The sequence below is a fragment of the Paenibacillus sp. UNC499MF genome (assembly GCF_900107975.1).
Taxonomy (GTDB): Bacteria; Bacillota; Bacilli; order Paenibacillales; family NBRC-103111; genus Paenibacillus_F.
Genome location: NZ_FNVF01000002.1, coordinates 90,008 through 102,252, shown reverse-complemented (window position 1 = coordinate 102,252; position 12,245 = coordinate 90,008). Strand labels below are relative to the sequence as shown.

The 12,245-nt window shown below is 54.2% G+C and carries 10 protein-coding genes; 1 reads left to right on the top strand and 9 read right to left on the bottom strand.

Features of this window, described 5'->3' with window-relative positions:
* Positions 1 to 34 precede the first annotated feature (34 nt).
* On the top strand, positions 35 to 1,999 hold the full coding sequence (locus C4S74_RS05600; protein ID WP_103994372.1) for a glycoside hydrolase family 15 protein: 1,965 nt from the start codon (positions 35 to 37) through the stop codon (positions 1,997 to 1,999).
* A gap of 73 nt (positions 2,000 to 2,072) precedes the next feature.
* On the opposite strand, the gene gcvH is transcribed toward C4S74_RS05600, so the two are convergent.
* From gcvH to rplT, 9 genes are all read right to left on the bottom strand, one after another.
* Positions 2,073 to 2,459, bottom strand: a complete 387-nt coding sequence (gcvH, locus tag C4S74_RS05595) for a glycine cleavage system protein GcvH (protein ID WP_103994371.1) — start codon at positions 2,457 to 2,459, stop codon at positions 2,073 to 2,075.
* A 255-nt stretch (positions 2,460 to 2,714) separates the two neighbouring features.
* Positions 2,715 to 3,263, bottom strand: a complete 549-nt coding sequence (locus C4S74_RS05590) for a peroxiredoxin (protein ID WP_103994370.1) — start codon at positions 3,261 to 3,263, stop codon at positions 2,715 to 2,717.
* A gap of 304 nt (positions 3,264 to 3,567) precedes the next feature.
* Complete coding sequence (gene leuB, locus C4S74_RS05585; RefSeq protein WP_103994369.1) at positions 3,568 to 4,647, bottom strand: 3-isopropylmalate dehydrogenase; 1,080 nt, start codon at positions 4,645 to 4,647, stop codon at positions 3,568 to 3,570.
* A gap of 311 nt (positions 4,648 to 4,958) precedes the next feature.
* On the bottom strand, positions 4,959 to 6,164 hold the full coding sequence (locus C4S74_RS05580; protein WP_103994368.1) for a PLP-dependent aminotransferase family protein: 1,206 nt from the start codon (positions 6,162 to 6,164) through the stop codon (positions 4,959 to 4,961).
* Positions 6,165 to 6,231: 67 nt separating this feature from the next.
* Positions 6,232 to 7,779, bottom strand: coding sequence for a 2-isopropylmalate synthase (locus tag C4S74_RS05575; protein WP_103994367.1), 1,548 nt, complete (start codon positions 7,777 to 7,779; stop codon positions 6,232 to 6,234).
* A gap of 49 nt (positions 7,780 to 7,828) precedes the next feature.
* Positions 7,829 to 8,821, bottom strand: coding sequence for a ketol-acid reductoisomerase (gene ilvC / locus C4S74_RS05570; protein ID WP_009672081.1), 993 nt, complete (start codon positions 8,819 to 8,821; stop codon positions 7,829 to 7,831).
* 222 nt (positions 8,822 to 9,043) lie between these two features.
* Positions 9,044 to 9,532: an acetolactate synthase small subunit gene (gene ilvN, locus C4S74_RS05565; protein ID WP_009672217.1), complete on the bottom strand. Its 489-nt coding sequence runs from the start codon at positions 9,530 to 9,532 to the stop codon at positions 9,044 to 9,046.
* A 1-nt stretch (position 9,533) separates the two neighbouring features.
* Entirely contained in the window at positions 9,534 to 11,276 is a 1,743-nt protein-coding gene (ilvB, locus tag C4S74_RS05560) for a biosynthetic-type acetolactate synthase large subunit (protein WP_103994366.1), read from the bottom strand.
* 566 nt (positions 11,277 to 11,842) lie between these two features.
* Positions 11,843 to 12,202 (bottom strand): 50S ribosomal protein L20, encoded by a 360-nt coding sequence (gene rplT, locus C4S74_RS05555; protein ID WP_103994365.1) that lies wholly within the window; start codon positions 12,200 to 12,202, stop codon positions 11,843 to 11,845.
* Positions 12,203 to 12,245 lie beyond the last annotated feature (43 nt).

Below are 12,245 nucleotides of genomic sequence, written 5' to 3'. Positions count from 1 at the left end.
TGGATTTACCAGTAACCAGTAAGGAAGTGATTTTTTGCCCAGACATTTCGTTGTCGGTAACGGGAAGTTTCTCATCAATCTGGATGAACACTCTTACATGCGGGATTTGTATTATCCCTATGTAGGGCAGCTGAATCATATCGGCGGGTATCATTGTCGTGTCGGAATTTGGGTGGACGGTGCTTTTTCGTGGTTGGACGCGCCTGAATGGCAGTTTCAGCGTGCTTATGTGGAAGACTCCTTAGTGACCGACGTGAAAGCGACGCATCCCGGCCTCGGGGTTACGCTTCGCATTCAAGACGGCGTGCATCAGCGGGAGGATATTTTTCTGAAGCGGATTCAGATCACCAACCATCACTCGGCGGTGAAGGAAGTACGGGTATTTTTTAACCAGGATCTCGTCATCAACGAGACGGAAGTCGGCGACACCGCCGCCTATTACCCGGCCAATCACACCGTTTTCCACTATAAAAAAGACAAGTACTTCATGTTCAACGGAAGCACGGGAACGGACGGCATTTTTCAGTATACGACAGGAGTCAAGCGCTTTTACAATGCCGAAGGGACATGGCGCGACGCCGAGGACGGTCACCTGATGGGCAATCCTATCTCGCAAGGCTCGGTCGACAGCACCATTTCGTTCCGGATGTATGTGCCGCCTTCCGGCGATCACACCCTGTACTACTGGCTGAGCGCGGGCCATACGCTTGAAGACGTGAAAAAGCTCGACAAGTATGTCAAGGAAAACCATCCCGGCAAGCTTCTTGACCGCGTCCAAATTTACTGGCAGCGCTGGGTCAACAAGACAGAGCGGTCATTCGGCGATCTGAGCGGAGAAGTGATCCGCCTGTTCAAGCAGAGCCTGCTCATCGTACGCACCCAGACCGACGTAAACGGCGCGATTATCGCCGCTAACGATTCGGACATCATGCAGAGCAACCGCGACCATTACAGCTATATGTGGCCGCGTGACGGCGCTCTGGTCGCCTACTCCATGTCCATGGCCGGTCATCAGGCGATGATGGAGCCGTTTTACCGTTTCTGCGCCAACGTCATTTCTCCCGAGGGGTATTTGCATCACAAATACAACCCGGACGGAACCGTCGGATCGAGCTGGCATCCCTATGTGCATAACGGCGGCGAGCAGCTGCCGATTCAGGAAGACGAGACGGCGCTCGTGCTGTTCGCTCTCTGGCAGGACTATAAGAAGCACGGCAATCTGGAGCTGGTACAGTCCCTCTACCGTGATCTCATCCGTAAAGCCGCGCGTTTCATGTCCACCTACATCGATCAGGAGCTGAACCTGCCGAAGCCGAGCTACGACCTGTGGGAGGAACGCTACGGCATCTACACATTCACCGCTTCCGCGGTTTACGGGGGACTGATCGCCGCCGCCAATTTCTGCAACCTGTTCGGGGATGAGGAACGGAGCAGCCGCTACCGCCATACGGCCGAGAAAATCAAAAACGGCATCCTCACTCATCTCTGGGACGAGAAAGAAGGCCGTTTCGCCCGGGGCTTGCATCAGAAGGACGGAACCTGGGTCCGCGATATGACACTGGAAAGCTCGGTGTACGGTATATTCGAGTTCGGCGTTCTGCCGGCGGACGACGACCGCGTGGTACGCACGATGCAGGCCAACAAGAACGGCCTGTCCATCAAGACCCCTGTCGGCGGCGTAGCCCGTTATCATCACGATTATTATTTCCAGCGGTCGCAGGATATTAACCAAGTGCCGGGCAATCCCTGGATCATCTGCACGCTGTGGATCGCCGAATGGGAAATCGAATGCGCCAAAACGCTTGCGGACCTGGAAACACCGCGGCAGACACTGGAATGGGTCGTGAACCATCAGATGGAAAGCGGGATTCTTCCCGAACAGCTCGATCCGTATAACGGCGATCCGGTATCCGTGGCTCCCCTCACTTGGTCTCACGCTACCTTCGTTCTCGCCGTCGTCAAATATTTGAGCAAATACGAGCAGCTTGCGGGAAAATAAACCTGCCTGCTCCTGATAAAAACCGCAAGCCGTCGTAATTGACCGGCCCGCGGTTTTTTTCCGTCTTCAGAGGCTACAGCCGCTCTTCAAACACATCGGCATATTTCTCAGCGCTCCACAAAGCCTCTAGTTCTTCCGGTTTGTTCATCTCAATCTGAATGAGCCAGCCCGAACCATAGGGAAAACGGTTAATATAGTGGGGATTTTTACCGAGCACCCGGTTAATGGACACAACAGTCCCGGACAACGGCATAAATACATCCGTCTCCGCCGTAACGGACTCCATCGTACCGAGCAGATCGCCGGCCTGCAGCTCCTCCCCTTCTTCCGGAAGCTCCGCAAACACAACCAGTCCGATTTCCATTTGAACGTAATCCGTCAATCCGATCGTAGCCCGGCTTCCGTCTACCCGGACCCACTCGTGATTCGGGGTATACAGCAGTTCCTGCGGGATATCCATCCTGCTCCTCCTTTCTTGCCTGAAAGGTCAAGACTTTCTCACTAGCATACACCAATCCGGGCGGGAATCGTACTGCTTCACGTCAGTCATACGGCTTCCCCTTCTTTTCCCTGTATCTGAAAAACGAACTCGCTATCGGCTTCCTCCGTTCACTTGTGACATCCGCCGATCTTCACATTGCTTCCACGTAACAAAAGCTCCCCGCCCGCCGCCGTTAAGCGGAAAGTGGGGAGCTTTTATAATCAGTCCGTTAGCTTATTTTACGGACAGGTTTTTGTCGCCAGGCTTCCAGTTCATCGGGCACAGGCCGCCGGACTGAAGAGCTTGCAGGACGCGAAGAGTTTCTTCTACGCTGCGACCTACGTCGTTGTGGTTAACGACTTGGTATTTCAGTTCGCCTTCCGGATCGATGATGAACAGGCCGCGCAGAGCTACGCCTTCTTCTTCGATCAGGACGCCGTAGTCGCGAGCTACGGATTTCGTCAGGTCAGCTGCCAACGGGAAGTTCAACTTGCCCAGGCCGTTGTCCTCACGAGCGGTATTGATCCATGCACGGTGAGAGTGCTTGCTGTCCACGGAAACACCGAGGATTTCGGTTTTCAGATCCTTGAAAGTGGAAGCAGCTTCACTAAGTGCCGTAATTTCAGTCGGGCATACGAAAGTGAAATCTAGAGGATAGAAGAAAAGTACCAACCATTTGCCTTTGTAATCGGAAAGAGAAGCCGTACCGAAATCCGTTCCGTCTCCAAGTGCGGTTTCCATCGTGAAATCAGGAGCCGGTCTTCCTACCAAACGTTCTGCCATGTCAAAAATTCCTCCTTTAATCTATTCCTTGTCGAATAATAAAATGGTATCATCCACCCAAAAGAAAGTCAAGATTATAGACTCTATTAAATAATAATTATTATAAATCCATGACAAAAGTGCGAACATTTGCTTCCGTTGCAGTTTCGTCTTTTTGATTTCGCCCGCTCATTCCATGCTTTTGGAACGAATCTCTTCCTATTATAATAGTGCGCATATTGTATGGCTTCGGACTTCGTCTTTTATTCACAAAAGAAAACACGCAGAATGTATTTCACTTCTGCGTGTCGGTGTAGGGCGTTCATTATTTGCGGATGGCCGCGACGATCAGGTCGCCCATTTCTTTGGTGCCGATCGCTTTCGATTTATCGACCGCGATATCGCCCGTACGGTGACCCGCATCGAGGACTTCCTTCACGGCCCGCTCGATCGCGTCCGCCGCTTCGTGATAGCCGAACGTCAGGCGGAACATCAGGGCCACCGAAAGGATGGTCGCGATCGGGTTGGAGATCCCTTGACCGGCGATGTCCGGTGCGGAGCCGTGTACCGGCTCGTACAGCCCGAAGCTGCCTTCGCCCAGCGAGGCGGACGACAGCATGCCGATCGATCCGGTCAGCATCGCCGCTTCGTCGCTCAGAATGTCTCCGAACATGTTCTCGGTGACGATGACGTCGAAGCTGGAAGGACGACGCAGAAGCTGCATCGCGCAGTTGTCGACGAGCACGTGCTCAAGCTCGACGTCCGGGTAATCCGCGGAAATGCGGATAACCGTTTCTCTCCACAAGCGGGAAGTCTCCAGCACGTTCGCCTTGTCGACCGAAGCCAGCTTCTTGCTGCGCGTGCGGGCGATTTCGAACGCCTGGCGGGCGATGCGCTCCACTTCGCTTACGTTGTAAGCGCAGGTGTCCACCGCTTCTTGTCCGTTCTCTGTCTCACGGCGGAATTTCTCGCCGAAGTAAATGCCGCCCGTCAGCTCGCGGACCACGATAAGATCCGTACCGTCAAGCACTTCCGGCTTGAGCGTGGACGCGTCCTTCAGGCAGTCGAACACGACTGCAGGGCGGATGTTCGAGAACAAGCCGAGCGCTTTGCGGATACCGAGGAGCCCTGTTTCCGGACGAAGCTCTTTCGGATTGTTGTCCCACTTCGGACCGCCTACGGCTCCGAGCAGTACCGCGTCGGCGCGCTGACACAGTTCCAGCGTTTCCTGCGGCAGCGGCGTGCCTTTCTCATCGATGGCGATTCCGCCGAACAAGCCGTGCTCCGTTTCAAAGCGGTGACCGAAAAGCTCCTCCGTTTTCTTGAGAACTTTCTCCGCTTCCGCAACGACTTCCGGGCCGATTCCATCCCCCGCGATGACGGCGATTTTTTTCACGTCTGACATGTTCGTTCACTCCTTTGGATTGTCCGTAGCTGACAGGGCCGTGCTAATCCGATCCCTACTGCATCTCTACTTTCAGTTTTAACACATTTGGTAACGGATGACTAAGATATAAAAGCTATCAGTTTCATAGGAAAAACCTATAAATAAACTCACAGCATGTCTTTCGCCTCTGCCTGATTCCAAAATGCCGCCGTCTCTTTCACCTCTACTGCCGGCTTTAACCTTAACGAAAAAAAAAGACCCTGCCCTGGTCATATCTGATTCTAACGTTCAGACATAACCCGGCAGGATCTCTTATAACTGTTCAAAAACTATGCTTTCGGAGCCGCCGCCAGCAAAGGCTGCAGAACGGCGTCCAGGCGTTCAAGGCCCAGCCTGATTTCCGCTTCTCCCGCATGCGTGTAATTCAGGCGCATCGTGTTGCGCTGCGGCTCGCCCGCGAAGAACGAAACGCCGGGCACGAACGCGACTCCCTGCAGGACGGCCGCGGCCAGCAGCGCCTCCGTATCGATGTGCGCCGGAAGCTCCAGCCACAGGAACATGCCGCCCTGCGGATCGTTCCAGTGGACGCCCGGCCAGTTCTTCTCCTGAAGCACCTGGACCATGGTGCGCATCCGCTTTTCGTACTCGACGGAGATCAGCTTGATATGGGCATCCATGTCGAACTGCTCCATAAGCTGGTACAGCGTCATCTGGTCGAGCGTACTCGAATGCAGATCCGCTGCCTGCTTGGCCTGGGCCATGTTGCGGATAACCGCACGGTCGCCCATGACCCAGCCGGTGCGAAGTGCGGGCGCCACGATTTTGGAGAACGTGCTCGTGTACACGACACAGCTTCCTTCGGGATGCTCGTCGAGCGAGAAAATGGACGGCATGATTTCGGTCGTGCCGAATTTCAGCTCGCCGTAAGGATCGTCCTCAAGGATGAGCACATCGTTCTGTCGGCAGGCCGCCAGAAGGCCCTTGCGGCGCTCCAGACTCCACACACGGCCCGCCGGGTTGGAGAAGCTCGGATTCACATACACCATTTTCGGCCGGTGCTGCTTGATTTGGACCTGGAGGTCTCCCAAGTCCATTCCGTGGCGGTCGCTCCGGACCGACACGATTTTGGCGCCGCGCGCCTGGAATACCTGAATCGCCGCGAGATAAGTCGGACGCTCCACGAGAATAACGTCGCCCTCGTCGATGTAGACGCGGGTAAGCAGATCAATCGCCTGCTGGGAGCCTGTCGTCAGCAGCATGTCGTCCGGCGTAACCCGCATTCCCTTCGTTGCCATGCGGTTGCAGATGCTCTGGCGCAGCGGAGTGTAGCCTTCCGTCAGCCCGTACTGCAAAGCTGACTTGCCGCCCTCCATGACTCTTCCGATCGCTTCTTTGACGGCTTCTACCGGAAAAAATTCCTCAGCCGGAAGGCCCCCTGCAAAAGAAATGATGGATTTGCCCTGCGTAAGCTTGAGAATTTCGCGTACAGCGGAGGAGGAAAATGCCTCCAAAGTTTTTGAGAACCGATAATTCATGATGCCGCCCCTTTCGTGTTAACAAAACACCTCACTTCCGCGCCCGGCGGGAGTGAGGTGCTGCGTATTAAATCAACGTGACATTGCTGCGCTTGGCAGTCGGTGTTTTGCGCTTTTCGATCAAACGGTTCAAGGCATCGATATAGGCTTTGGCACTTGCCTCCAGAATATCCGTGGAAATTCCGCGGCCCTGTACGGAGACGCCTTTTTGACCCATAATGACATGAACTTCACCGAGAGCGTCTTTACCGTAGGAAACTGATTTGATCGTGTAATCCTCCAGCTCCACTTCCTCGCCGGTCGTTCTATCGATTGCGTTGTAGATGGCATCTACGGAACCGTTGCCGTCTGCCGATTGTTCCAGCACTTGGCCGTCTTCGGCATGGATACGCACCGTAGCGTTCGGAACAGCCTGATTGCTGTAAGAAACCTGCAGGGAATCCAGCACATAGACTTCCGGCGTGCTGACAAGCTTCTCTTCCAGAAGCGCGCGGATGTCGTCATCCAGCACGTTCTTCTTCTTATCGGCCAAATCCTTGAATTTGGCGAACGCCGCGTTTACTTGTTCATCATTGAGGTCGTACCCCATGTCCACAAGCTTCTCGCGGAACGCGTGACGGCCGGAGTGCTTGCCGAGAACGAGCTTGCTTTCCTTGAGTCCGATCGTCTCCGGGGACATGATCTCGTACGTCGTCTTCTCCTTCAGCATGCCATCCTGGTGGATACCCGATTCATGCGCGAAGGCATTGGCGCCGACGATCGCTTTGTTGCCCGGCACATCCATCCCTGTCAGCTTACTGACCAGGCGGCTTGTGCGGTAGATTTCGGAAAGCACGAGGGAGGTTTTCGCCTGGAAAAACTCCTGGCGGGTTTCCAGCGCCATGGCGACTTCCTCGATCGACGTATTGCCGGCACGCTCGCCGATTCCGTTGATGGTGCCTTCGATTTGATCGGCGCCGTTCAGAATCGCAGCCAGCGCGTTGGCCGTAGCCATGCCGAGGTCATCGTGGCAGTGGGCGCTGAGCTGGATTTTCTCGATGCCCGGCACGTTTTCTTTCAGCGTTTTGAAAATGTTCCCGAACTCGCTCGGATATAAGAAACCGACCGTATCCGGAATATTCACCACGGTAGCGCCTGCGCGGATCGCCATCTCGGTTACTTCGCAGAGGAAGTCGAGTTCGGTCCGTCCGGCATCTTCCGGTGAAAATTCGATTTTATCGAAATATTTCTTCGCATAACGGATAGCGGCTTCGGCCGTCTCCAGCACCTGCTGCTTCTCCATCCGCAGCTTATGCTTGCGGTGAATCGGCGAAGTGGCCAGGAACAGATGCAGGCAAGGATCCTGAGCGTGCCTCAGCGCTTCCCGCGCCGCATCGATATCCTGTTCCCGCGAGCGGGAAAGTCCGATAATCGTCGCGTTTCTCACCGCGCGGGCTACGGAAGCGACGCCTTCCAGATCCCCCGGAGAAGCGGCCGGGAACCCGGCCTCGATCCGGTCAACGCCCAGCTTCTCAAGCTGAAGCGCAATTTCGACCTTCTCCTGCATGTTGAGATTGACCCCCGGTGACTGTTCTCCGTCCCGGAGCGTCGTATCAAACACATAGATTTTTCTCACTTGCGTTCACCTCCTGAAGCTTGAGTTTGGATTGTTTATTCGGATTTGCTTACTTCTTGATCCAGTGCATCAATTCACGCAGCTGGGAACCGACTTGCTCCAGCGGGTGCTCGGCTTCGTTTCTGCGTGTCGCGTTCATGAACGCGTTGTTGGATTGGTTCTCCAGGATGAAGTCGCGTGCGAATTTACCTTGCTGGATATCCGTCAGCACGTCTTTCATCGCTTTTTTCGTTTCAGCCGTGATGATGCGAGGGCCCGTTACATAGTCGCCGTACTCCGCCGTGTTGGAGATGGAGCTGCGCATGGAACTCAGACCGCCTTCGTACATCATGTCAACGATCAGCTTCAGTTCGTGCAGACACTCGAAGTAAGCCATCTCAGGCGCATAGCCTGCTTCAACCAGCGTTTCAAAGCCGGCTTTAACGAGCTCGCTTGCACCGCCGCAAAGAACGGCTTGCTCACCGAACAGATCCGTTTCGGTTTCTTCTTTGAAAGTCGTTTCGATAACTCCCGCGCGCGTACAGCCGATCCCTTTCGCATAAGCGAGGCCGATTTGCTTCGCGTTGCCGGTTGCGTCCTGCTCGATCGCGATCAGGCCGGGAACGCCGAAACCTTCCACATACGTACGGCGGACCATGTGGCCCGGGGATTTTGGCGCTACGAGGAATACGTCTGCGTCGGCAGGCGCTTTAATTTGTCCGAAGTGAATGTTGAAGCCGTGGGAGAACATGAGCGCTACGCCTTTTTTCATGTTCGGCTCGATCGCTTCTTTGTAAACGCGTGCTTGCGTTTCGTCCGGCATAAGGATTTGGATTACGTCTGCGCGTGCCGCCGCTTCTTCAACCGTGAACACTTCAAATCCGTCGTTTTGTGCGGTGTTCCAGGATTTACCTTGGCGCAGACCGATGATTACGTTCAGTCCGCTGTCGCGAAGGTTTTGCGCTTGAGCGTGACCTTGGGAACCGTAACCTACGATTGCGATCGTTTTACCTTGAAGGGATGCGAAGTCTGCGTCTTTTTCATAGTACATAGTAGCTGCCATTGGATAATATCCTCCTTAAATTGAATAACCGTGTATGATTTCCCCATTGAATGGGCCTTTCAGCTTTCAACCGTCAATGAATTACTGATTTGCAGCAGCAAAGAGTTAAGGGCTGAAAGTCCCATTCAAGGGGACTTAGCCGAAGAATCGGCCTTTCTGATTTCCGTAAAGAGCGAAGTTATTAAGGGATAAGGTTAAAAAGTCCGACGGTCTGCGGCCGCTTTACTTGATAGCGCCCCGAATCATCGCCGTAACGCCCGTTCTGGAAAGCTCGCGGATTCCGTAAGGACGGAGCAGTTCGATCATCGCGTCGATTTTCTCGGAATCGCCGATTGTCTGGACGATCAGGGAGCTTGGACCGATATCGACTACAGCGGCCCGGAACGTGTCCACGATGCCGAGAATCTCAGGGCGCTGGGCGGGCTCCGAATTGACCTTGATCAACGCGAGCTCCCGGGCGACCATCGGATTTTTACTGAGATCGATCACTTTAATCACGTCGATCAATTTGTACAGCTGCTTCGAAATCTGCTCCAGCGTGTTGTCGTCGCCTTCGGTGACGATTACCATCCGGGAGAGTCCGGCTTCTTCGGACTCTCCCACGGTGATGCTTTCGATGTTGTATCCTCTGCGGCCGAACAAGCCGGATACCCGCTGGAGGACGCCGGGCTGATTGTTAACCAGAATAGAAATGGTATGCTTCGTGATCATATTAGTCGTCCTCCCCCATCAACATCTCGCTGATCGTGCTGCCTTGCGTTACCATCGGGAACACATTCTCGTGCTTGGCAACCACGAAATCGATTAGTACCGGTCCCGGCGTATCCAAAGCTTCCTGCCAAGCCCGCTGAGCTTCCTCTTTGTTCGTGGCCCGCAGACCCTTAACGCCGTAAGCTTCCGCGAGTTTGACAAAGTCCGGGCTTCCCGCCAGGTCAATATGACTGTAGCGGTTGTCGTAAATAATTTCCTGCCACTGCCGGACCATCCCGAGCACCTGGTTGTTGATGACAACGATTTTGACCGGGATGTTGTTGATGGCGCAGATGGCAAGTTCCTGGGAACACATCTGCATGCCGCCGTCCCCGTTGATCGAAACGACCAGCTTATCCGGGTTGCCCATCTGCGCCCCGATGGCGGAAGGGAAACCGAAGCCCATCGTGCCCAGACCGCCCGAGGAAATCCAGGAGCGCGGATGCTGGAATTTATAATACTGGGCTACCCACATCTGGTGCTGGCCGACGTCCGTCGTCACGATCGCTTCGCCCTTCGTCGTTTCGTTGATCATCTCGATCACGTACTGCGGCTTCAACACCGTATCGGAGTCTTTATACTTCAGCGGGAAGTTCCGCTTGTACTCCTGAAGCCGTGCGATCCAGTCTTCCGATTTGGCCGGCTTCGCTTTCGTGTTGGCGTATTCCAGTACGGAGCGGATATCGCCTACAACCGGAATGTCCGTCTTCACGTTCTTGCCGATCTCGGCGGGATCGATGTCGATGTGGGCGATTTTTTTCGCTTTCGGCGCGAAGCCGTCCAGCTTCATCGTCACCCGGTCGTCGAAGCGGGAGCCGATCGAGATCAGCAGATCCGCATTCTGGATCGCCTGGTTCGCCGTGTACGTGCCGTGCATGCCCGGCATCCCCACCCACAATTCGTGAGCGCTCGGGAATCCGCCAAGGCCGAGAAGCGTCGTCGTGACCGGAATCCGCGTCTTGTTGATAAACTCCAGCAGTTCGTTGGATGCGTTGGAGTAAACGACTCCGCCGCCGGCGATGATAAGCGGCTGCTCCGCCTCTTCGATCGCCTTGATCAGCTTCTCTACCTGCAGCTTGTTCGGATGAACTGTCGGGTTGTACCCGCGGATGTTAACTTCGCTTGCCGGGTGGAACATGGCCGTCTGTGCCGATACGTCCTTCGGAATATCGATCAGCACCGGGCCTTTGCGTCCCGTATTTGCAATGAAGAAGGCCTCGTGAATGATCCGCGGCAGGTCGTTCACATCGCGTACCAGGTAGCTGTGCTTCGTAATCGGCATCGTGATTCCCGTGATATCCGCTTCCTGGAAAGCATCCGTACCAATCGCCGTCGTCGCTACGTTTCCGGTGATGACGACCAGCGGTACGGAGTCCATGAACGCCGTAGCGATTCCGGTTACCAGGTTGGTCGCCCCCGGACCCGAAGTCGCGATACAAACCCCCACGTTGCCAGTCGATCTCGCATAACCGTCCGCCGCGTGAATCGCGCCTTGTTCGTGCCGCGTCAGCAGGTGGTTAAAATCGGAGAATCCATGCATAGCGTCGTAAATATAAAGTACCGAGCCTCCGGGATAACCGAAGACGCATTCCACACCTTCGAGCACCAGGCTCCGCAGCAAGATTTCCGAACCGTTAATCAGTTCCGGCTTGCGCATCGCTTCCATCAATTCCTCTTTAGACCTTTTGGCTGTCCCCACATTCATGAGAATCCTCCTCTCGTTTCGTTTCCATTTTTTTAAAATCAACGCATGGCAGCATGCAAAAAACCCCAATCCTCCCGAGCGCCGGAATTCCGGCGTCATACGGGACGAAAGGGGTTTGAATTCTTCCGTGGTACCACCCTAGTTTGTCGTGCGCCTCGCGGCACAGGACCTTAACAGGTTACATTATGTCAGACATAATGCACACTTGGCACGGTAACGTGTGCCGATCCGATTCTCCCTAATCACCAAGCGTTAAGGCTTAACCAGCCCGCTTGCTTTTCAGGAAAACAGCTCCGAGGTGAGCTCGTACAAAGGGATTATGGCGATGGTTTCAGCGTTTCCGATCGCTCTCTGAGCATAAGGGCCCTTATAACTTCGTCCTCTTCATAGCCGATTTCTGATGAGTCTTACAATTTAGAATATTGATTTAGAGATAATTATATGCACGCCGCTCTCTATAGTCAACAACTTTTCTTTAAAATAATTGTAAGCCCGTTTTACAAGCTCCGACAAAAAAAGAATCGCCATACGCAGTTATCACGCATGACGATTCGGAAAACGCCGGTTTAGGCGTTCACTTTTTGTTTTGCAGCCGTTGCCAGATCAGCGAAGCCTTTAGCATCGTTGACAGCCAGTTCAGCCAGGATTTTACGGTTAACTTCGATGCCGGCCAGTTTCAGACCATGCATCAGTTTGCTGTAGCTAAGGCCGTTTACGCGTGCAGCCGCGTTAATACGCACGATCCACAATCTGCGGAAATCGCGTTTTTTCGTACGACGGTCACGGTATGCGTAAAGCAGGGATTTCATTACCTGCTCATTAGCTGTTTTAAACAGACGGTGTTTGGAACCGAAATAACCTTTTGCGAGTTTCAGTACTTTTTTATGACGACGACGGGATGTGAATCCGCCCTTGACTCTTGCCATAGTGATGACCTCCTAAACGATTTTGGGTAATGGAAACGAAGTG

Excerpts from the sequence above, each read along its gene's own strand:
- gcvH (WP_103994371.1), bottom strand. The coding sequence starts at position 2,459 with ATGGATATCCCGCAGGAACTGCTGTATACCCCGAATCACGAGTGGGTC.
- C4S74_RS05590 (WP_103994370.1), bottom strand. The coding sequence starts at position 3,263 with ATGGCAGAACGTTTGGTAGGAAGACCGGCTCCTGATTTCACGATGGAA.
- leuB (WP_103994369.1), bottom strand. The coding sequence starts at position 4,647 with ATGTCAGACGTGAAAAAAATCGCCGTCATCGCGGGGGATGGAATCGGC.
- C4S74_RS05580 (WP_103994368.1), bottom strand. The coding sequence starts at position 6,164 with ATGAATTATCGGTTCTCAAAAACTTTGGAGGCATTTTCCTCCTCCGCT.
- ilvC (WP_009672081.1), bottom strand. The coding sequence starts at position 8,821 with ATGGCAGCTACTATGTACTATGAAAAAGACGCAGACTTCGCATCCCTT.
- ilvN (WP_009672217.1), bottom strand. The coding sequence starts at position 9,532 with ATGATCACGAAGCATACCATTTCTATTCTGGTTAACAATCAGCCCGGC.
- ilvB (WP_103994366.1), bottom strand. The coding sequence starts at position 11,276 with ATGAATGTGGGGACAGCCAAAAGGTCTAAAGAGGAATTGATGGAAGCG.
- rplT (WP_103994365.1), bottom strand. The coding sequence starts at position 12,202 with ATGGCAAGAGTCAAGGGCGGATTCACATCCCGTCGTCGTCATAAAAAA.